At 44.3% G+C, this 21,098-nt stretch carries 17 protein-coding genes and 2 pseudogenes; 9 read left to right on the forward strand and 10 right to left on the reverse strand.

Going from position 1 to position 21,098, the window contains the following annotated elements; translation table 11 throughout:
• Nucleotides 1-215 precede the first annotated feature (215 nt).
• The 3 genes and pseudogenes from OZ660_RS16480 to OZ660_RS16495 form a co-directional block, all read right to left on the reverse strand.
• Nucleotides 216-724 (reverse strand): annotated as a pseudogene (locus tag OZ660_RS16480) (YgjV family protein).
• 15 nt (nt 725-739) lie between these two features.
• Nucleotides 740-1,444, reverse strand: a complete 705-nt coding sequence (locus OZ660_RS16490; protein ID WP_274741675.1) for a tRNA1(Val) (adenine(37)-N6)-methyltransferase — start codon at nt 1,442-1,444, stop codon at nt 740-742.
• A gap of 120 nt (nt 1,445-1,564) precedes the next feature.
• Nucleotides 1,565-2,186 (reverse strand): annotated as a pseudogene (locus tag OZ660_RS16495) (NAD(P)H-binding protein).
• 70 nt (nt 2,187-2,256) lie between these two features.
• Between OZ660_RS16495 and OZ660_RS16500 the strand changes: the two are divergent.
• Both OZ660_RS16500 and OZ660_RS16505 read left to right on the forward strand, forming a co-directional pair.
• Nucleotides 2,257-4,467, forward strand: coding sequence for a S9 family peptidase (locus OZ660_RS16500; RefSeq protein ID WP_274741676.1), 2,211 nt, complete (start codon nt 2,257-2,259; stop codon nt 4,465-4,467).
• Between the two features lie 207 nt (nt 4,468-4,674).
• Nucleotides 4,675-6,525 (forward strand): S8 family serine peptidase, encoded by a 1,851-nt coding sequence (locus tag OZ660_RS16505; protein WP_274741677.1) that lies wholly within the window; start codon nt 4,675-4,677, stop codon nt 6,523-6,525.
• A 67-nt stretch (nt 6,526-6,592) separates the two neighbouring features.
• Here OZ660_RS16505 and OZ660_RS16510 read toward each other — a convergent pair whose 3' ends face one another.
• The gene (locus OZ660_RS16510) at nt 6,593-6,967 is read right to left on the reverse strand and encodes a PH domain-containing protein (protein WP_159627791.1); all 375 of its coding nucleotides are present in this window, start codon (nt 6,965-6,967) and stop codon (nt 6,593-6,595) included.
• A gap of 12 nt (nt 6,968-6,979) precedes the next feature.
• Entirely contained in the window at nt 6,980-9,943 is a 2,964-nt protein-coding gene (locus OZ660_RS16515) for a putative bifunctional diguanylate cyclase/phosphodiesterase (protein ID WP_274741678.1), read from the reverse strand.
• Nucleotides 9,944-10,061: 118 nt separating this feature from the next.
• Here OZ660_RS16515 and OZ660_RS16520 point away from each other — a divergent pair, with 118 nt between their 5' ends.
• The 4 genes from OZ660_RS16520 (at nt 10,062) to OZ660_RS16535 (ending at nt 14,878) form a co-directional block, all read left to right on the forward strand.
• A complete protein-coding gene (locus OZ660_RS16520; protein ID WP_274741679.1) occupies nt 10,062-11,090 on the forward strand; it encodes a serine/threonine dehydratase in 1,029 nt (342 codons plus the stop codon).
• A 4-nt stretch (nt 11,091-11,094) separates the two neighbouring features.
• Nucleotides 11,095-13,002: an amidohydrolase gene (locus tag OZ660_RS16525; RefSeq protein ID WP_274741681.1), complete on the forward strand. Its 1,908-nt coding sequence runs from the start codon at nt 11,095-11,097 to the stop codon at nt 13,000-13,002.
• A 45-nt stretch (nt 13,003-13,047) separates the two neighbouring features.
• A complete protein-coding gene (locus OZ660_RS16530) occupies nt 13,048-14,172 on the forward strand; it encodes an APC family permease (RefSeq protein WP_274741683.1) in 1,125 nt (374 codons plus the stop codon).
• Between the two features lie 64 nt (nt 14,173-14,236).
• A complete protein-coding gene (locus OZ660_RS16535) occupies nt 14,237-14,878 on the forward strand; it encodes an MBL fold metallo-hydrolase (protein WP_274741684.1) in 642 nt (213 codons plus the stop codon).
• Nucleotides 14,879-14,992: 114 nt separating this feature from the next.
• Here OZ660_RS16535 and OZ660_RS16540 read toward each other — a convergent pair whose 3' ends face one another.
• On the reverse strand, nt 14,993-15,508 hold the full coding sequence (locus OZ660_RS16540; RefSeq protein ID WP_226433459.1) for a lactoylglutathione lyase family protein: 516 nt from the start codon (nt 15,506-15,508) through the stop codon (nt 14,993-14,995).
• 109 nt (nt 15,509-15,617) lie between these two features.
• On the opposite strand from OZ660_RS16540, the gene OZ660_RS16545 reads away from it, so the two are divergent.
• Entirely contained in the window at nt 15,618-16,529 is a 912-nt protein-coding gene (locus OZ660_RS16545) for a LysR family transcriptional regulator (protein WP_274741686.1), read from the forward strand.
• Between the two features lie 39 nt (nt 16,530-16,568).
• On the opposite strand, the gene OZ660_RS16550 is transcribed toward OZ660_RS16545, so the two are convergent.
• Complete coding sequence (locus OZ660_RS16550; protein WP_274741687.1) at nt 16,569-17,408, reverse strand: class II glutamine amidotransferase; 840 nt, start codon at nt 17,406-17,408, stop codon at nt 16,569-16,571.
• A 289-nt stretch (nt 17,409-17,697) separates the two neighbouring features.
• Here OZ660_RS16550 and OZ660_RS16555 point away from each other — a divergent pair, with 289 nt between their 5' ends.
• Nucleotides 17,698-18,390, forward strand: coding sequence for a choice-of-anchor E domain-containing protein (locus OZ660_RS16555; RefSeq protein WP_274741688.1), 693 nt, complete (start codon nt 17,698-17,700; stop codon nt 18,388-18,390).
• Nucleotides 18,391-18,456: 66 nt separating this feature from the next.
• On the opposite strand, the gene yiaA is transcribed toward OZ660_RS16555, so the two are convergent.
• Genes yiaA through OZ660_RS16570 form a run of 3 tightly spaced genes read right to left on the reverse strand, consistent with a single transcriptional unit; the run spans nt 18,457 to nt 20,156 of the window.
• Nucleotides 18,457-18,963: an inner membrane protein YiaA gene (gene yiaA / locus OZ660_RS16560; RefSeq protein ID WP_274741689.1), complete on the reverse strand. Its 507-nt coding sequence runs from the start codon at nt 18,961-18,963 to the stop codon at nt 18,457-18,459.
• Nucleotides 18,964-18,972: 9 nt separating this feature from the next.
• Nucleotides 18,973-19,773: a DUF2145 domain-containing protein gene (locus OZ660_RS16565; protein WP_274741690.1), complete on the reverse strand. Its 801-nt coding sequence runs from the start codon at nt 19,771-19,773 to the stop codon at nt 18,973-18,975.
• Between the two features lie 8 nt (nt 19,774-19,781).
• Nucleotides 19,782-20,156 (reverse strand): hypothetical protein, encoded by a 375-nt coding sequence (locus tag OZ660_RS16570; protein WP_274741692.1) that lies wholly within the window; start codon nt 20,154-20,156, stop codon nt 19,782-19,784.
• A 133-nt stretch (nt 20,157-20,289) separates the two neighbouring features.
• On the opposite strand from OZ660_RS16570, the gene OZ660_RS16575 reads away from it, so the two are divergent.
• On the forward strand, nt 20,290-21,024 hold the full coding sequence (locus OZ660_RS16575) for a helix-turn-helix domain-containing protein (protein WP_274741693.1): 735 nt from the start codon (nt 20,290-20,292) through the stop codon (nt 21,022-21,024).
• Nucleotides 21,025-21,098: the final 74 nt, after the last annotated feature.

Consider the following 21,098-nt stretch of genomic DNA (forward strand, 5'->3'; position numbering starts at 1 on the left):
CATCACTACATATCGAGTCTACTTCCACTCTTCCTGAGGAAAAATTGCTGAAATCATACTTATTGATTAATAATAATACGCTTTAATACCTTATCTGCCATTGAACTTTAGCTTATTAAACTTTGGGATAGTGAGTATTGGCAGGGCGTAGAGAGGTTTTTGAGGGTGGAAAGGACCGCGCCCCTCGCCTTTAAAGCGAGGGGCAAAGGCGATGATTATTTGTGCTTTTTTACGCTGCGCTGAATTTTCAGTTTGCTTACAATGCTGATTAAGTTGCTCACATTAAATACTGTGCCGAAAATACTGCCTACAGAAAAAGCATAAATAAGCCCTAGCGTTTCCGCGACAAGAAAAACTTTGCGAATTGTGTGTGTATCGCGAATGACTAACGAGCCGACGGTAAATATAAGGGAAGACGCGTAGGCAATAAAAATAATCCAGGGATGTGACAATACAAACCACTCGTACAACAAGAAACCTACATTAACCCCGACAAATAAAAACAGTATGCCGTTGCTACGGTATTTAATCGCAATAAAATTTCGCAAACTCGCGAGTAACGTGCCAACACTGCAGCCATAGCATCAAGCATAAAGAAGTGAGCACTTAGCGCGGCCAGTGCAAAAGCAGAAATAAGCAAGTAACGGTCGACGTTATTTTGTCGATAGCCGATAAAATTAAGAATGACGGCAAGCGCTCCAAACGCTTCAGCGACAATGAGCATGAAAAAGTTCTCTTGTTAGAATTTTAAATAAAATGGTTTACACAAGTTTTTAAACTCAGTGGTATACGCGTTGTCCTGTGTACGTATAACAAGGTGCTCTGGTAGCACTTCTCTCATTTCATGCCGGCTAAATCGCATGGCACATAGATAGGGTTGGCTTTGACTGTTGTGCTTCACATGTAGTACCCGCGAGAGGTGCAACTTGTGTGTAGCGGCACAATTTATTACTTCAGTTAATGATGAGTGCGGATAAACACAGTAGAGCACACCCTCATCAGCTAAATTTTTGGCGCAAAAGCGAAAGAAATCACTTGGACTTAAATTCGTGGTTTGCCGAGCAACGGTTCGCGCACTCGTTTGCAAGCGATAAGCATTTGTCTTTTTCGTGTTTGCGTCGAAATAAGGTGGGTTAGCAATTATCACGTCATAAGGTTGTGATGCATTAAATTGTGTGACATCACAATGAATAAGGCGCAATCTTGACGACCACTTTGTATTGGCAAAGTTTAGTGATGCTTGTTTTGCAGCGCTATCATCAATTTCAATCGCATCAATAAACGCCTTTGTGGGCGAGTTTTGCGACTTTTGCGCCATCATCAGGGCCAATATTCCCGACCCCGTTCCAACGTCAAGAATTGAGCTTGCGGTTTGAACATTAGCCCAACTTCCCAATATCATGCTATCGGTATTGACCTTCATGGCACAATTATCTTGCGCCACAGAAAACTGCTTACAATGAAACATGATAGAACTACCATACTTTATAACTGATATTAGTGACTTGCTTTCCAATAAGCCTGTTTAATCACTATGCACTAACTTCAAATACGCGGTACTATTCTACCACTTTTGCAAAGACATCATATTCCTAGCAACGTCAATAGCATGAACAGGACGATACTTTTTTAGTGGTCCTTTCATTATTGTTTGCCATATTGGCGCAGTTTTCTGTGCAATATCTTCTAGAAAGCGTGATTCATTGCGCTCCCCGAGTAACAAAGAGGGGCGAACGGCAGAGGCGTGCGGAAGTTGAGGCATGCGCATTATGGCGTTTTCTAGCTCACCTTTTACTCGCAAATAAAAATTACTGCTTTTGGCATCTGCCCCCACTGATGATATCCACACAAAGCTATCAGCGCGTTGTGCTCGTGTTAGCTGCGCCGCAACGTGCACAAATTCAAAGTCTACACGGCGAAACGCTTGCTTTGAGCCTGCGGCCTTTAGTGTTGTTCCCAAACAACAGTACACGTGATTAACACTAAAATACCCCTGATAGTCCTGCAGATTATCGAAATCGATAACAACTGGTTTTAACCTTTTATGAGGGTCATTAAACATCTGCGCCGTATAGCGGTTTTCTCACTAAACAGGTGATTTCTGTATAACGCCTATCTTGTAAAAGTATATTTACAAGCGTTCGTCCCACCAAACCTGTCGCTCCTAGCACGATTGCGGTTTTCATACTTCACACCTTGTATCATTAACTGGTTTCTCTACAATCAAACCTTCGACAGGTAAATATGCAGATAAAAATGAAAAAAGCCCTTTTGATTGGAGCCGCTATGCTCTCTACTGCTTTAAACGCTGAAACGCTCACTATTGAGCGTATTTTCTCTTCTCCCTCGTTAGATGGCAACGCACCGCGTTCATTAAAGGTATCCCCTGATGGACAACGCGTAACCTTCTTAAAAGGTAAACAAACCGATTACGAACGTCTCGACCTATGGGAATACCACATCGAAAGTGGTGAGACCCGCATGCTATTCGATTCTAATGATTTATCTAGCGGCGAAGAAGTTTTATCAGACGAGGAAAAAGCGCGACGCGAGCGTATGCGTTTATCGGGTAGCGGCATTGTAAGCTATCAATGGTCTGATGACGGTAAAGCCCTTTTATTCCCGCTAGGCGGTGATGTATTTTATCACAAGCTTGGCGAGAAAGGCGCAAAGCAGCTTCTTGATACCGACGCATTCGAGACCGATATCAAACTATCGCCCAAAGGCAACTACATTTCTTTTATTCGCGACCAAAACCTATACGTAAAACACATCGCGTCTGGCAAAGAAATGGCTATCACCAAAGAAGGTGGTGGCAACATTAAGTTCGGTATGGCTGAGTTTGTCGCCCAAGAAGAAATGGGCCGCATGACAGGCTACTGGTGGTCTGGCGACGAAAGTAAAATTGCCTTCACCAAAGTGGACGAAAGCCCGGTAGACGTTATTACTCGTTCGGAGATTTACGCTGACGATATCAAGCTTATCGAGCAAAAATACCCTAAAGCAGGAACGCCAAATGTTGTTGTAGAACTCGCTATTCAAGACATCAATACCGGCGAACGTACGTGGGTTGACCTAGGCGAAAATAAAGACATTTACTTTGCACGCGGCAAGTGGATGCCAAATAGCACGACATTTACTTATCAATGGCAAACCCGCGACCAGCAAACGCTAGAGCTTCGTGCGTTTGACCTTTTGTCAGGTAAGCAAAATGTGCTATTAACCGAAACCAGTAATACTTGGGTTAACCTGCACGACGACCTTTATTTCTTAAAAGATAAGGGCCAATTTATTTGGGCGTCAGAGCGAGATGGTTACAAGCACCTTTACCTTTTCGACAACAGCGGCAAGTTAGTTAAACAGCTAACAAAAGGCAACTGGGTGGTAGATGATGTTGAAGCTATCGACCTTGCTAACAATACACTTTACTTCTCTGGTCGCAAAGACACTCCACTAGAAAGCCATGTTTACAGCGTTTCTCTAGATGGCGGTGAGATCAGTCGCGTAACTGAGCTTGGTGCCTATCACAGTGCAGCGTTCAGCAAAGACGCGTCAATCTTTATTGACCGCTTTTCTACTATCAATTCACCAGCTCAAGTTAGCCTAAACGATGCATCTGGTAAGCGTATTACGTGGCTTGAAGAGAATAAGGTTGAACAAGGCCACCCGCTTTACGCCTACATGGACAGCTGGACAGCGCCTGAATTTGGTGACATTACTACTAAAGACGGTGCAACACTTAAATACCGCATCTACACGCCACAAAGTGCAAAAGACAATCCACAGCAAAAACACCCGGTTATTGTTTACTTATATGGCGGTCCGCACGCCCAAGTAGTGACGAATAGCTGGGCAGGCAACCGCGGTTTACTTTTCCAACACTGGGTAGACCAAGGATACGTAGTGTTTACGCTAGATAACCGCGGCTCAAACTATCGCGGCAAAGGCTTTGAAGATCCAATCTATAAGAAGATGGGCTTTATTGAAGTTGATGACCAAGTAGCAGGCGTTGAGTTCTTACGCACACTGCCATTTGTTGATGCTAAGCGAATTGGTGTACACGGCCACAGTTATGGCGGTTACATGACGCTTATGACCATGTTTAAAGCAAGTGATTATTTTGCAGCCGGTGTGTCAGGCGCGCCAGTAACTGACTGGCGTTTGTACGATACGCATTATACAGAACGCTACATGGGCAACCCTAACACCGACAATGAGGCATATACTGCATCGTCAGTATTTCCCTATGCGAAGGACTTAAAAGGCGACTTGCTTATTTATCACGGAATGGCTGACGACAATGTTTTGTTTACCCATTCAACAATGCTATACAAGCATCTGCAAGACTTGGCTATTCCATTTGAAACCATGGATTACCCGGGTAAGAAACACAGTATTCGCGGAAAGCAAACGGGTATTCACTTATACAAGACAATAACCAATTTCTTTGAAAGAACGCTAAAATAGAAATAACTAGATGATATATAAGGGTATAACTGAAATTTATCGTTATACCCTTTTTTTTGCGTATTAAACTTTATAATAATTTTTTGCTACAAGGTTTGTTAAATTTTTCTTTCATAGTGTAGGTTCGAAAGTGAGCATTTTGCTTACCCACTGTAAAAAACAAATATAAAAGTGGGATTAAACAACAGGTGGAACAGAGTGGTACCTATGAAGAATAATAAATTTACCCCTTCTCTTATTGCAGCTGGTTTGGCACTTTCAAGCTTCAGCGCTCTTGCAGAAAACGACCGTTACATTATCCAAGTAGACAACAACGCAAAAGGCATTGTGAAAGCAATTGCGAAGCAATCTGGAGCGGATATTCACGTGGATGCGGACGGCTTTATTGCAGCAACATTTAGCGGTAAATCGCTAGATGACGTAAAAGGTATTTTGAATAACCCACACGTTAAGTTAGTCGAAGCAGACTTAGTACGTAAGCCTATGGCCCTGTACAACGATGATGCGGGCAACCCTGAGCAAACCCAGCTTACTCCTTACGCAGTATATCAATCACAAGCCGATCAGGTAGCATTTAACAGCAATGCTGGCATGAAGGTATGTGTTATAGATTCGGGTTTAGACTCATCTAATGCTGACTTTAACTGGGCAGGCATTACTGGTGACAACGATCCAGGTACAGGTAACTGGTTTGATAACGGCGGCCCACACGGTACACACGTTGCGGGCACAATCGGCGCTGCAGATAACGGCTTTGGTGTTGTGGGTATGGCACCGGGCGTTGATATGCATATCATCAAGGTATTCAACGCAGCAGGTTGGGGTTACTCATCTGACTTAGCACAAGCAGCCCAACTTTGTTCGCAGGCAGGGGCTAATATTATCAATATGAGTCTTGGTGGCGGTGGTGCAAATTCTACCGAAGAAAATGCCTTTAAAGACTTCGTTGCTGCAGGTGGTCTTGTAGTAGCGGCTGCTGGTAACGATGGCAACAGCGTGCGTTCATACCCAGCAGGCTACTCTTCAGTCATGATGATTGGAGCAAACGATGCCGACAACAACATTGCTGATTTCTCTCAATATCCTTCATGTACGTCTGGCCGCGGCAAGCGCGTAACCACAGATGAAACCATCTGTGTGGAAGTTACCGCTGGCGGTGTTGATACGCTTTCAACCTATCCAGCAGGCGGCGCCTCACTTTCAACAATGAGTGCGGATGGCGTTGGGTTCGCTTCATCTGCGATGGAAAATACAGGAAACGCGTCAGCGTCTACTTATTTCTTCGGATTGGGTGACAGTGTTGATGCAAATGCGGCAGGCAAAGTGTGTGTCATCGACCGTGGTAGCGTGTCGTTTTATGACAAAGTTAATAACTGTGAACTTTCTGGTGGCGTAGGTGCAGTTGTTATTAATAACGAACCGGGCATGCTTTACGGCACACTGGGTGATACCAACGATACAAGCATTCCGGCAGTCGGCGCTGCATTTGAAGATAGAAGTGCTCTAGTTGTCGCAAGCACTATCGATATTTCTATTGGCGCAAGCGATTACGGTTACATGAGCGGTACATCAATGGCGACACCAGCAGTAGCAGGTATTGCGGCATTGGTATGGTCTAATCACCCTACATGTAGCGGTGAAGAAATTCGTAGCGCGCTGAAAGCAACTGCACAAGATGCAGGTGCCGCAGGTAAAGATGACTTCTTCGGATATGGTATTGTAAAAGCTGCCGATATGGACGCTTACCTTACTCAAAATGGTTGTGCTGGCGGTAACGGCGGTGGCGACAATGGCGGCGGTGATACAGGCGGTACGGGTGACCTAACGCTGAGCGCTACAGGCTACAAAGTAAAAGGTACGCAACGCGTAGACCTTTCTTGGGCAGATGCTACATCATCAAATGTTGATGTTTACCGTGACGGCAGTGTTATTGCGACAACAGCCAACGATGGTGCTTACACAGATGCTCTAAATCGCAAAGGCGGCGGCACTTACAGCTATCAAGTATGTGAAGCAGGCACTACGACCTGTTCTGCAACAGTAAGTGTTGTATTTTAAAACACATTATTACTGACACACAAAAGCGGGCATGTAGCCCGCTTTTTTATTATTCGAATCAGCCCTATTAAGCAAACAATTGCGTTGCTAGGTTTTTCTGAACAGCTTGGGCAGACGATGCGCTCAATTCAATTTCGATAGCGTCGGCTTTTCCTGAAAGCCATATTTTGAGTTCTGCATCCGTATCGAAGTGCCCCGCAGTCTCTACAATAAACTGCGTAATCGATTTATACGGAATTGAATGATAGTTCACCTTGCGTCCTGTCAAACCTTGTTTATCAATAAGGATAAGACGTTTATTAGTGAAAACACTTAAGTCACGGACCAGTTTAAATGCCGACGTCACCACTTCATTGTCTGCAAGGATTGGTGACAATTCTTCCTGAACGTCCGAGGCATCCGTCTCACTGGCATTTCCCATGATAGTATCAAATAAGCCCATATTAATTTCCTTCTAGGCAGAGGCAAGTTTTACTCGCCATTGAACTCGATGCGCAAGTGGCTTGGGTTTGTCTAAGGCAAAACCCTGCCCATAATCGACCTTTAACTCACGAAGCACATCTGCTGTTGCTTTATCAACAACAAATTCAGCCACAGTTTGTTTACCCATGCTATGCGCAATATTATTTATCGCAGTTACTGTAGCATGATCGATTGGATCGTGAACAATGTTTCGAACAAAGGAACCGTCAATCTTTACATAGTCTACGTCTAGGTTTTTAAGGTAAGTAAACGAAGACATACCCGCACCAAAATCATCGAGTGCGAAGCTACAACCGATATCACGCAGCGTCGAAATAAAGTGTTTGGCGGCGTTAAGGTTAGTTACCGCGGTGGTTTCTGTGATCTCAAAGCAGATTTTTTCTGCAGGTACACTCGTGCTTTGAAGGCGCTGTGTAATTTTATGCAGCGCCATTTCGTCACCTAAGGTAATGCCCGATAAATTGATCGCGACTTTTCCAACATTGTCGATATGAGCAGGGTTTTGCTCTAGTGTTTTAAGCGTATTCTCCACTACCCATAAATCCACTTTATTCATCAGACCATGACGTTCAGCGAGCGGTATAAATAACCCTGGGCTTACCAAGCCTCCCTCGCTTGAATTAAGTCGCAATAAAATTTCGTAATGTTGGAGCTGTGAAGTATGTGCACCGTCAGGCACAGACAAAGGCATTATGGCTTGGCTATACAATTCAAAGCCATCGTTTTGCAGCGCACGATGAAGCGCGTGTAGTACCTGATTTTCACTATCGTCAATCGCCATTTGACCATCGCTTTCCCTGTACACAAAGTAACGATTGCGACCTAAGTGTTTTGCCTTGTAGCAGGCGTTATCAGCCGCTTTAATTAGCGCTTCTGCACTTGTTGTGCTGGTGTTTATCTCAATAACACCAATGCTAGCACCAACAAAAAATAGCTTATCATCGTACACAAAGCGGTAGTTAGAAATCGCAATAAGCAGTTTATCAAGTACCTTTGTAACGTCGTCTAACCGTTGATTTCTAAAGATAATACAAAACTCATCACCACCAATACGTGCCAACAGGTCTTTGCTATTTACATATTGCCTAAATATGGTAGAAATTTCTTTTAGCAACTTGTCGCCAGCGGGATGGCCGCAACTGTCATTAACCAGCTTAAAGCGGTCCATATCAACAAAGCACATTACGCTTTGCTTCACTTGTGCACCGCATTGCTCATGCAGTGATATCGGCGTGACATTAGTACTGGGGGACGCGCTTGCTTTGTCTTGTGTTAAGTCGCTTAACAACGAACGAAGCTGTGCGTCAAAGGCATAGCGGTTGAGTAGCCCTGTAAGTTGATCGTGATTTGCCTGAAAGTACACCTCTTCTTGCAGAGCGAGTTCTTTGGTTACGTCGCGAGCAATACCTTCTACGGCAATCAATAAGCCATCTTCATCTAAAATAGGCGTGTCGGAGAACTCGATAATATGATCATGTCCAGATTTACCACGATAGTGAACTAAATATGGCTCTGGCTTTTCGCCTCGTGCAATAGTCTGGCGTATCTCAAATGTTTCGTCAGGCACTTGCCTTACAAATTTAGACTCATCAGCACAAAAATCTTTGGTGTTGTAACCCAATATATCTTCAATACCTGCACTCACATAAACAAAGCTATGCTCGGCAGTTTTGGTGTAAACGAAGTGACGTTGCATGCCGTCTACAAGACGCCGATAGCGCTCTTCGCTGCGCTTTAAATCTTGCTGAGCTCTAAAACGTTCGGTGACATCGCGTATGGTTATCGCAATGTTGCTGCCCGCCTTCACCACTTGCACCTTAAGCCATTCTGGCGCAACCTTATCAGATGTTGCAGCAATATGCGCTTCATAAGGTATACCTGTTTCTGCAACTTGAGTAACGTGTACGAAGTCGCCGTCAAAACACAGGTAGCGCATTTGTTCGGATAGCGTCATCTCTTTTAGTACGTCACATGCGCCTCGAAATAGATATTTACTGTAGGAGTTCGCTTCAACCAACTGAAAATCATCAGCTTTGGGTTGATAAATAAGCAACGCATCAAGAGAAGCCTCGCTGGCAGTGAGATAACGCTGCTGACTAGCCGAAAGCTTTAGGGCGCCTTTGAGTTGTTTGTGAAACACGTAACTGACTAAGGCAGACATCAGTAACCCTATCACAATGACCAACATTCCAGGATTGTAAGGGCTAAGTTGAGACTGCATCGACAGCACTAACTGGCGCTCAATAAAAGGAAACGGAGAAAGCGACACAATAGTGCCATCGCTTATCAATTCACCGCTCTTAAATAACAAACTGTCATCGGCAATCATCTCAAAGTTAAATTGAGGCCCCACCAACTCTCCTAGCATTACTCCTAAAATAGTTTGAACATCGAAACCTGCTACCACATAGCCATGTTCAGGCTCTTGCGGACTGATAGCGCGGCCAACCAATATATGGTGATGGTTGGTCTTTTCAGAAAAAATAAGCGTGCTTTCCAGTGATTCAGATAAGTTGGCGATAGTTAAACCCAATGCATCCATAGGTAGGCCTATAAGTGCATTATCAATGCGTGTTCGCATACCTAAAGACGGTGTGGCGACCCACTGTATCGTGCCCTTCTCATTTATAAAGACCAGAGAACTAAACCCTTTTTGCATGCCCATTAGTGACATAGCCTGCGCATTAAACCAATCAACCTGATTAGGTTCGAAGGTAGGCCAATTCAGCATTAGGTTTTGAATAGCTTGAACCCGTTCGGTTGAGAATACTTCTAAGCTAATTTTGACTTGTTCAGCAACAGACTGTGCTTTGGAAATTCGTGCCCGCTTTTCATCTTCTTGAAGATAAATCCCTGCGGATAAAAACAATGTACTAAGGAATATGAATAACATCGTCGGTAAAGCATAAACGCGATGATTTATTCGTTTTAACATGGGGAACACTCGTTGAACGCTTGCGTGCAAAGCCTACGCGAGAAATATGAAAATATTATGAATTGTCCTATTTACAGTGATAACGTAGGACTTATAAATAAAAAAGAGCGCTAGTTACATGAATTCAACGTCTTCAATGCCTACGTTCGAGAGCATTAAACAGGCTTTTGAGCGAATAAAACAACACGTAAAACAGACGCCTATTGTCGAATCAAGCTTACTTAATGAGTGGATGGGACAGCGTATTCTATTTAAAGCGGAATGCCTGCAAACCATAGGTGCTTTCAAGATCCGCGGCGCAATGAATTTTCTCGCCCGTTTAAAAGAAGAAGGCCGTTTGCCGAAATACGTAGTAGCCAATAGTTCTGGTAATCATGCCCAAGCCGTTGCTTATGCGGCAGCACACTTTGGAATAAAGGCGACCGTATTTGCAAGTGAGAACATATCCCCTATAAAAGCTGCCGCAACACAAAGTTATGGTGCAGACCTCAAACTTTTTCCAACCCGTATCGAGGCCGATAATGCCGTAAAAGAAGCGGCAAAAGCGAGCGATACGGTATGGATGCCACCGTTTAATCACGAAGACATAATTGCCGGTCAAGGCACCGCTGCACTGGAAGCCCTCGAGGAAGTTGGCCATGTTGATGCTGTATTTGCTCCGTGTGGAGGTGGAGGGTTGCTATCTGGCACTTTACTAGCAACTAAAGCACTACAACCTGATGCCTTAGTAATTGGCGCTGAGCCTGCCGCTGCAAACGACGCCTCAATGTCGCTGCAAGCCGGAGAAATTATTGCGCTTAAAGAAGCGCCAACCACGCTCGCTGACGGCGCTGCCACTCCGTCGGTAGGTAACATTACCTTTCCCATTTTACAAGAGCTTGACGACTTTTATGAAGTAGACGAAATTCAAATCGCTTACTGGACACAATGGCTTCATCATTTATTAAAACTGCATATTGAGCCCACCTGCGCAATGACAATGGCGGCTGTCGCGTCTTGGGCAGCAAATACGCCTAAAGGGCAAACTGCGCTGGTCATACTATCTGGCGGAAATATAAGTCAAAGTGCAATGGCTAAAATTTGGGAACGCGACTTTTTCCTGCAGCCCCCCATTTTAGATACCGACGAAAACATGGAAGAAGAATAACGATATGAGTACAACTCCCTACCCGACTACCACTCAAGTAGCACTAAGTGGACTTAATTCGATAAGACAATCTTGCTTAGCGCGCGCATCTATTTTGGCGCTGAGTGTTTGTTTAGGCGCCTTAGCAAGTGTTACTCATGCAGCAACGTTAGTTGATAATGTCAAAGGGTACACGCTTGATAATGATGGCAAACTCATGACCTTTTCGAACTTGGTGATAGATGACGGCAAAGTTGTAGCGCTAAATATCTCACCTGAGAAAGATAACCCCAAATATGATATCGATAGCACTATCAATGGTGACGGAAAAGTGATGCTTCCTGGGCTTATTGATGCTCACGGGCACTTGCTTGGCCTTGGCGCGAATCTACTTGAGGTGAATTTACGCGATAGCAAAAGTGCACAAGATGCCGCCAGTATGGTGGCTGATTACGCCTTTGCTAACAATACGCAGTCGTGGATAACAGGCAGAGGGTGGAACCAAGAGCTGTGGTCAGACAGAGCATTTCCAACTGCCGCAGATTTAGACAAAGTTGTATCGGACCGCCCTGTATTTCTGACCCGTGTTGATGGCCACGCCGCTTGGGTAAACAGCAAAGCCATGGCGCTGGCTGGGATCACCAAAGATACCGTTCCGCCGGTTGGTGGAGAAATAATTAAAGATGCAAATGGAAATCCTACGGGCATTTTTATTGATAATGCATCGTTGTTGATTGAAGAATATCTGCCTAAAGCCAGCAATGCGATATATGAGCAGCAACTGCACGCAGCAGGTGAGCACTTACTATCAAATGGCATCACATCGATGCACGATGCGGGTGTAAGTAGAGACGTTTACGATTTCTACCTAAAAGAAGCTGTAGAGGGCGATTTACCTGTACGCATTTACGCTATGGTTAGCGCGACAGATCCCGAGCTTTCTACCATGCTTGGCAATGGTGTAATTCGCGATAAACAAGATTTCTTGTATATTCGCTCAGTAAAAGCGTATGGCGATGGCGCCTTAGGAAGTAGAGGTGCTGCACTACTTGCCCCATACTCAGACGCACCTCATCAGCACGGTTTGTTGTTAACGCAACCTGAAGATATGACTCAGCTTTTCACAACCGTTATTGGTGCAGGTTTTCAGCTTAACTACCATGCCATTGGCGACAAAGCTAACCATGTTGCACTAAACGAGTTTGAGTCGACCTTTGACACTATTGGCGGTAGCGAGCTTCGTAATCGCATTGAGCATGCACAGGTTATTGCCCCAAACGACCTTGCTCGTTTTGCCTCTTTGCGCGTTTTGCCATCAATGCAGCCTACCCACGCAACGAGCGATAAGAACATGGCTGAGGATCGCATTGGAAAGGACCGGATGAAAGGCGCTTATGCATGGAAGACACTGCTTGATTCAGGTATAGCGTTGCCGCTGGGCTCTGACTTCCCCGTAGAACTTGCTAACCCCTTCTACGGTCTTCATGCAGCGGTTACCCGCCAAGATCGCAATAACCAGCCCGTAAAAGGTTGGTATGCTCATGAGGCGCTGACCATCGAACAAGCGTTTAAGGGCTTTACTCTGGATGCAGCATACGCCGGCCACATGGAAGATACCCTTGGCACGCTAACGCCAGGAAAATGGGCCGACTTTATCCTTGTGGACCAAGATATTTTTACAATTGATGCTAAAGATATTTGGAAAACAAAAGTACATGCTACTTATGTGGCAGGCAAAAACGTATTTAAAAAGCAATTAATACTGTATGCGACATTCTGTTTCGAACGCTGGCTTGTTGAGCGCGGTATTGGCGGCCTTGGCGCCGCCTTGTTAGTTTTAAATGGCTTAATTGGTGCAGGTATTTTTTTTTTTTTCGCGCTGCCCGCTAAGATGGCTGCGAACTTGGCGCATTTAGCCCGTACATATTTTTGATTTTCGGTGCCCTTATGCTCACCGTTGTATGGTGTTTTGGGCAACTTGCAAGCTGTATCAAGAAACGGGTGGCCCCTGTATGTAGTGTATGCCAGAAAAGGATTCGGTGATGCCGCTGCCTTTCAAACGGGTTTTATTTACTATCTTGCTAGGGCAACGGCAATTGCCGCAAATATGCATGTACTCTTGCTGTATGCGGGATATTTATGGCCTGAGCTGAATACAGGCATTGGTAAATCTATCGCCATCGTTGTGATAACAACAGCGTTAATTACGGTGAACATTGTGGGCTTAAAAGCCGCAATGCGATCACTAGATACACTCTCGTTAGTAAAGTTACTCCCTTTTGTCGTGCTTATTGCTGTGGGTTATTGGCAACTAGACCTCAGCGTGTTTAATACATCTCAAGACAATGCACTTGTGATCCCAGCGTTGGATACTATCTCAGCCGGTGCGCTTTTAACCTTATATGCGTTTATCGGGTTTGAAACCGTTGTAGTGACAAGCGGCGAAACAAGCTCGCCAAAGAAAACTATTCCGCGCGCATTAATGTTCACTGTGGCCAGCATCGCCTTGTTTTACTTCTGTGTACAATGGCTTTACTGGCATACCGTTGGCACACAACAGCAACTTGAACCACAACAAAATGCACCACTTATCACGCTGGCTAACATCATATTCGGCAACACTGGAGCGCTGGTCATGACATTTACAGCGGTAGTGTCAGTGGCAGGAAACCTTCTGGCTAATATGATTTCTACCTCGCGCTTAACCTACTCTATGGCGCACCAATCTCTGATACCTGGTAAGTTAGGGAGAAATGGCCTAGGTCGCGTGCATCAGCGGTTTGCTACACCGCACATATCTATACTGGCCTTGGGTATTTTTGCTGGGCTCATGGCATTAAGTGGCAGCTTTGTATGGCTTGCTATTTCCAGTGTACTTGCAAGACTTGTCGTATATGCAGTGTGTATTGTTGTGCTTATCCGTGCTCAGCACGAACTCACTCAGTCACCCACTATAGTTAATCGTCTACTACCTTTTGTAGCGCTTTTAGTATGCATCTGGTCAGTCACACAATCTTCGACAAGTGCATGGCAGTTCTTACTCGGTGAACTTGTAGTAGGAGCACTTCTCTATACTATTTGCAGCAGAACTCACGTGCGATAATGCAGCCAAAGGCTAGCGATGTATAATGCTCGATATTGATTTCGCAATATAAAAAGGTTTTTACGTGGAAATTGTCGTTATTCCTGTTACCCCCTTTGCCCAAAATTGTTCACTAATTTGGGACCCATCGACCAACAAGGGCGCGTTTGTCGACCCCGGTGGCGAAACTGAAAAGCTGATTGCCACGGCGTTAAACCATAATGTGGAAATTGAAAAAGTGATACTGACCCACGGGCACCTAGACCATGTAGGCGGCACAGTGGCAATAGCCGAGCATTATGGCGTACCGATTGTAGGCCCACATATTGGTGATAAATTCTGGTTAGATGCATTGTTACAACAAAGCCAAATGTTTGGGTTCCCACCCGCTGAACCGTTCACACCGCATACATGGTTAAACGACAATGACTCAGTTCAAGTAGGAAACCTTTCCCTTGATGTCCTGCATTGTCCGGGCCACACCCCGGGGCATGTTGCACTGGTTGAGCGCGCGAGCAACAAGGTCATTGTGGGGGATATTATTTTCGCAGGTTCTATTGGCCGTACCGACTTTCCTCAAGGCAATCATCAACAACTCATCGATTCGATAAAGCAGAAAATCATGGTATTACCTGATGATATGACTATTTATCCGGGACATGGGCCAACGACAACCGTTGCTACAGAAAAGTCATCAAATCCCTACGTATCGGGAAGGTTTGGTTAAATCGAAAATTTAGATAAATCAAAGGTTTGGTTATATGAAATAATGCGTGTTGCACTTTGCGTTTCGCTTTGTTCAGCAAAGCTCAACACGCACTCTGTAATATCGGCTCTGTGCTTATTCGTAAGCGCCGCTGGCATAGTGTAATTCATAGCTGTGGCTATAAATTTCTAGAATATTGCCAAATGGGTCTTCCATGTAAATCATGCGATATGGCTTTTCACCCGGGTAATAGTAGCGAGGGGCTTTCATACGCTTTTTACCACCCGCGGCAACGATCTTTTCAGCTAAGCCTTCTACATCTGGGTCTTGAACACAGAAATGGAAAATACCGGTTTTCCAGTACTCGAAATTATCCTCTGGGTCCTCTTGGTTACTAAACTCAAAAATTTCTACACCTACGCGATCGCCAGTTGAAAGATGCGCTATGCGAAACTTCCCCCACCCTGGGCCAAACACATCTGTACACATCTCCCCGATGGCAGAGTCATCTTCAACAATTTCAGTTGGCTTCATAATCAGATACCAGCCAAGTACTTCAGTATAAAACTTCACTGCGGCTTCTAAATCAGGTACTGAAATACCTATGTGCGAAAACGTACGTGGGTACGGTGTCTTTACTGCTTCAGTCATAACTCACTCCTGCGGTTTTGCTTAATTGAAAGTGCATTTATGCTAGCTAGACATACAGAAAATATGAAATTATCATTAATTCTCAAATTGATAATTTAAATTTATACCTATGCTCAATCCAACATGGTTAGATACGTTTATAACGCTCGTAGAGACCGGAAATTTTACGCGAACAGCCGAGCAACGATTTATGACGCAGCCCGGCGTAAGCCAGCATCTTAAGAAACTAGAAGAAGCATGCCGATGCGAACTAGTCGTGAGATTAGGTAAAGGCATTCAGTTGACTGAACAAGGCAGACGGGTTTATGAGTATGCTTGTGCCCAAATAAACAAAGAACAAGACTTTATCGAGAGCCTGCAGTTTGATGCGCCGTTCGAAGGTAAATGTGTGGTGGCGTGCTCTGGTGCGATAGCGCAACGTATCTACCCTGCATTACTTAAATTACAATCAATTCATCGCGCCCTGACCATTCATGTTGAAGTTGCACCTCGACGTACTATCTTACAGGGCATTCGAGACAACAGTATTGCCCTTGGAATAGTGACCAATAGCCCTAGTACAGAAGATATTGACTGCACCTATGTGGGTGAGGAAACACTCGCGCTTATACTCCCCAAAACAGCAATGCCAATAAAGGGCAGCAAAGACGGTAACCCAATCCCTATTGATAGGCGATTAAACCAGCTTGGATTGATCAATCATCCCGATGCGATGCACTACTTACAGCGTTACATCAAAGACAGTGGCGAGGAAAAACTTGCAAGCCTAAATCCAAACAAGCTGCCTCATTCAGGCTATATCAACCAGTTGTCACAAATTCTTCTGCCGGTCAGTGAAGGGCATGGATTCACAGTGCTCCCAAAAAGCACGTTAGCATACACCCATGTTGCAAGTAAGTTGACTGTTCATGATGGTCCGAATGAGGTAACAGAGCCGCTATACTGTGTGCAAACACCGCATAGTTCACTACCCGCCCGCTATCAACTGATTAAGGATAAACTGCATGACGCGTTGTCATAGTGAATGTCTAGTGTACTGCAGCTGGTATTGTATTATTATTTAACAACTTGAGTGAAGAGAAGGGTCTGGTGACACCATTTCAGATTCTTTTTTGTGTTCAGGTACATCAACTTTACCACAAGCAATCACTTCTCCCTCTTGCCACAGTTTCCACTCACCGCGTTCATAAATGTCCCATTGCTCATCATTGGTTAGCGGCTCGGTAGCGATAATGCTTACCACATCTTTAGGGGTAGTTTCAGCGGCAAAATCAATTTCCACTTCGACATCTTTAAGGCATGCAGGGCCAAAAGGTGCCCGACGCGTAATACTAGCAAGTTTGGTACTGCAAAACGTGAACAGCCAGTCGCCGTTACTCAATAAGCAATTAAAAACGCCTTGTTGAGCATAACGCTGCGCTAAAGTAACGAGTGTTTGTGCAAGCACTTCTGGCGCTGTATCACGAGAAAGGTTTTGCCGCACATTATTCATAATATCGCAAAACAAAGCTTCGCTATCGGTATCCCCGACTGCTTCATATACTCCGCTTGAAGGCGTAAATTGCGGAAGTTGCCCATTGTGCGCAAAAACCCAATATCGGCCCCATAACTCACGCGTAAAAGGATGCGTATTAGCAAGATTAATATTGCCAACATTGGCTTGCCTAATATGACAAATTGCGTTTTTACTCTTAATCGGCAAGGTTGATACAAAATCGGCGATGGGCGATGTGGCACAAGGTTCAGGGTCATGAAACATTCGAACTCCCTTACCTTCGTAAAATGCAACGCCCCAGCCGTCTTTGTGAGGGCCGGTTTCACCACCACGGCGGGTCAGCCCTGTGAAACTAAAACACAAATCTGTAGGAGTATTGGCACTCATGCCTAAAAGTTCACACACAGCCTATTTTGCCTTCATATCAGTTAATAACTATAGTCTGCCAGAGCATACGCAAGGTATGTCTACTAATCAATTCGTCCTTAGAGTGAACCGACAAGTCCCCAGAGATTGTTCAAAATAGGTCTTTCGCAAACGAATTGGCCGTAAATGGAAAAAAACGTCAAACTATTTTACACCACTCAATAGGAATAGCGAAAATATTCAAATTATTCATAAACTTAAAAAATGGATCACAATTTGCTTCTGGCAGAAAATAAAAATACATGAAGTCACCCACAAGGTATATGTAATGAACAAGTTACTTTCTGCTTTTTTGCTCCTCGTAAGCTTTTCAAGCTCAGCAAGCATGATTACTAGCGAATCACTTAACTTTGATTACCATCAATACGTTAACTCTAGTGGCACAACCACTGACTCTACCGTTCAAAACCTATATATCAATGGTTTTGATTCATCACTTGGTAATTTGCTAAACGTTACTATTGAGCTTGACTCAACATTGACGTTATATAAGAAAGTAAGTGGTTACACTTCTAATGTGTGCCTTTTCGGGTGTAGTGTGAGTGCAAATGCTAAAGGCGAGCACAGCGCAGACTTTCGTATTTTTGAAAATGGAGCTGGATACTTTTACTTAAACGACAATGGCCGCACGCTGAACATTTCCTGTACTGGTTCTAGAGGTAGTTGCTCACAAAGCAATACGCAAACTTACGATTATGACCTCAGTCTGAATGGATTGGCGTTAAATGATACTAGCTACTTTGAGCAAGCACGCTTTCTAATTACCTTAATAAACTCTGTAAAATTCACTCAATGTAAGGGGAACGAGTGCTATTACAATGCGAACGCACGTTGGCAAGGTAACATCACGGTAAGCTATGAATATGAACCTGCGACAACCGTTTCAGCGCCCACGACGATGCCAACGCTGTTAATCGGCATGCTACTGCTATTTGTTTCAAAGCGTAAAAGACACGCTTAATACAAAACGATAAAGGAGCCAACATTAGTTGGCTCCTCGTTAAACTAGCATCTCGTCTTACACTTTTTATTGGCTAACTTTGGCCTTCGTTTGCTCAACTTCCATTAAATATCGAGAGTTGTCGCTCTTTCCCTCTTCAATTTTTTCTTTGGGCTTGTGCTGCGCGGTTGTGCCGTTTAATTCAAGTGCAGCGCCATCTCTCACATTTTTCTGCACAGTAATGGCGGCGAACAAGCTTAATGTAAACGCCATACCAAAGAATCCTTTCTCGCTAAGTAGTAGCTCGGCATTTATTAGCCCGATAACCAAGAGCACTATTGCACTTGATACCGCTACGCCTGAGGCTAAAAGGTAAGCTTTGGTACTTGGAACACCTTCCATTTTATCTCTGACTGTTTTCTGCAAACTGATCACCGAGAATAGGCCAAACAACATAATGGTGAAGTAGTACCCTTTCTCATTAAGTGCCATTGGCGCGTTGTATAGTCCAATGAAATATGCACCTACACCCACAACTAAGGCTACAATCGACGCTATTCGAAATGCTTTTGTTGGTTTGATACTTTGCTGCATGTCTTTCTCCTAAAGAATTTCCGTTTTACCACTTTGTGTAAACACTACCGCATGACTTGCAAGGTCATATTTATCCATGTAACGCGCTAGGCTGCCAAACGTTGTGGTTTCAATTTTTCTACCGTGATCACGGGTTGTTATGCCGTCGCTAAACATACTAGCCAAACCAAGTTTCGTTCGACTCATATGCACTTTTTGCGCTTCAAAGTACGCTTTTGCATTCACTTTTAATTGCCCGACGTCAGTGGTTGAGTACACTGCTGCATTCAAAACATCTAAAGTGTATTCGGTACAATTTTGTCGTTCACTATTGAACGGGTTAGCGATGACCGAATAGCGCGGGTTGTGTAACAATTTAGCTTTATCTTGCAGATACATTTCTACAAGTGCCTCTTGCACTTCCTGTGTGGGGATGATGATCCCGGCCTCTAATGCATATGCCGCCCAGAAGAAATCGACCGGATAATCCGTAACAAGATGGCTAATATCGGGTTGATCTGCATCTTGATATAAATTGTGAATGGCATAGCCCTTTGCAATATCACCATTATCTAGTTCAATGTTTGAGTAGATGGCAATCGCTGTATGTGTAAAGCGTATGCCATTTGGCAAATCTTCTGCGGGTCGCCCACGTCTGGCAATAATAAATGCTCTTGCCCCCTCAGCGGCAGCATATCTCTCTACCGATTTTGAAAACTGTGCTATGGCTTCAGGTGTAAAGTTGGGTTTGCCTGTTTGTTCACTTCCAGCATAAACAGGCCCAACAGCTACAGAACTCAACACCATTATGAATAGTAAAAAGCGTTTCATACCGTCACCTATCGCGTGGTGGTTGTCGTGACTTTTACTTTGTTTGGCGCAGGGTCTGCCGTAATAATGGTTTCGGTGACCACCAAGGGACCATTGTGATGAGTATTACTGGTATGTGAATGTCTACTTTGTGCTATCGAATCTGCGCTTTCTGCAATCACACTTCCCGTTGCAAGAACCACACTGCCGGTAACGATAATTGGGGCAGCTACTACTGCGCTGGCGACTGTTGCGGTAGAGGCTAGGCCTTCAGACGCAGCAAGTACGCTATGCTTACTTGCTTTACCACTGTGCGTTACTGAATCGTCAGCATAGACAGCGTTGACACAAAGAGCACTGCTCAACGCAGCGACTAACATCAATGTTAATGGTGTATTTTTCATATCACTCACTCCTAAGGTGGAAAGCTAAAATGTTGCTTTCGTCACTTCCTACACTAGAGAGAGGATTAAATTTCGTAAACCATAATAATTAATGTAGTATTAATTTACACCAAGAGTATAAATATTTAATACCATGAGCCAGATTAATCTGATCTATGACACGCTTAAACAATGTTTACGAGAGCAGCGGATAACCTACAAGCAGCTTGCACAAACACTCAATGTCAGTGAAGCCAGTGTAAAGCGTAATTTTTCACTTCAGGCCTTCACATTAGAAAAGCTCGAGCAAATTTGTGAATGTTTGCACCTATCATTGAGTGAGCTCTTTCAGTTATCGCAAAAGCAGCAAGAAAAAATATCTCAACTCTCTGAAGAGCAAGAGCTTAAACTGCTGGCTAACCCTAAGTTATTGTTAGCTGCGGTATGCGTAAGAGATGGGTGGCGGTTTGATGAAATTATTAGCCACTACAACATTGAAAAAGTGGAAGGTATTAAGCTAATGACAACGCTTGATAAACTCAAACTCATTGAGCTACTGCCCAACAACCGTTACAAGTTGCTCATTGCGCAAGATTTTAGATGGATACCAGGTGGGCCGTTGGCGAAATTTATGGAAAATGAGGTGATGGTGAAATTCATGGCCCCAAAAAAGAATGAACCATGGATGTTTCGCTCATATCTTCGCGGTCGCTACTCTCCATCCTCAGTAGCCATTATTCAGCGCCGATTGGAACAGTTACGCCAAGAAGCGGCCAAGCTAAGTAGCGAAGACAACGCTCTTCCTATTGAAGAGCGTCAGCATATAGGCTTACTCATGGCAATGCGGCCTTGGGAGCCTTCGCTTTTTGAGAACATGCGGCGTAGTTAAAGGTTGCGATAAGCCACAATACTTCATGGACAATGTCAGTGTATTACGTGTTTCGTGATAAACTTTGCTTTTAG

This window comes from Alteromonas sp. 009811495, assembly GCF_028865455.1.
Classification (GTDB): Bacteria; Pseudomonadota; Gammaproteobacteria; order Enterobacterales; family Alteromonadaceae; genus Alteromonas.

Bases quoted from the DNA above. Each gene is read 5' to 3' on its own strand.
- OZ660_RS16525 (WP_274741681.1), top strand. From the start codon at position 11,095: ATGAGTACAACTCCCTACCCGACTACCACTCAAGTAGCACTAAGTGGA.
- OZ660_RS16565 (WP_274741690.1), bottom strand. From the start codon at position 19,773: ATGAAACGCTTTTTACTATTCATAATGGTGTTGAGTTCTGTAGCTGTT.
- OZ660_RS16500 (WP_274741676.1), top strand. From the start codon at position 2,257: ATGAAAAAAGCCCTTTTGATTGGAGCCGCTATGCTCTCTACTGCTTTA.
- OZ660_RS16540 (WP_226433459.1), bottom strand. From the start codon at position 15,508: ATGACTGAAGCAGTAAAGACACCGTACCCACGTACGTTTTCGCACATA.
- OZ660_RS16570 (WP_274741692.1), bottom strand. From the start codon at position 20,156: ATGAAAAATACACCATTAACATTGATGTTAGTCGCTGCGTTGAGCAGT.
- OZ660_RS16510 (WP_159627791.1), bottom strand. From the start codon at position 6,967: ATGGGCTTATTTGATACTATCATGGGAAATGCCAGTGAGACGGATGCC.
- OZ660_RS16505 (WP_274741677.1), top strand. From the start codon at position 4,675: ATGAAGAATAATAAATTTACCCCTTCTCTTATTGCAGCTGGTTTGGCA.
- OZ660_RS16520 (WP_274741679.1), top strand. From the start codon at position 10,062: ATGAATTCAACGTCTTCAATGCCTACGTTCGAGAGCATTAAACAGGCT.
- OZ660_RS16545 (WP_274741686.1), top strand. From the start codon at position 15,618: ATGCTCAATCCAACATGGTTAGATACGTTTATAACGCTCGTAGAGACC.
- OZ660_RS16575 (WP_274741693.1), top strand. From the start codon at position 20,290: ATGAGCCAGATTAATCTGATCTATGACACGCTTAAACAATGTTTACGA.
- OZ660_RS16555 (WP_274741688.1), top strand. From the start codon at position 17,698: ATGAACAAGTTACTTTCTGCTTTTTTGCTCCTCGTAAGCTTTTCAAGC.
- yiaA (WP_274741689.1), bottom strand. From the start codon at position 18,963: ATGCAGCAAAGTATCAAACCAACAAAAGCATTTCGAATAGCGTCGATT.
- OZ660_RS16515 (WP_274741678.1), bottom strand. From the start codon at position 9,943: ATGTTAAAACGAATAAATCATCGCGTTTATGCTTTACCGACGATGTTA.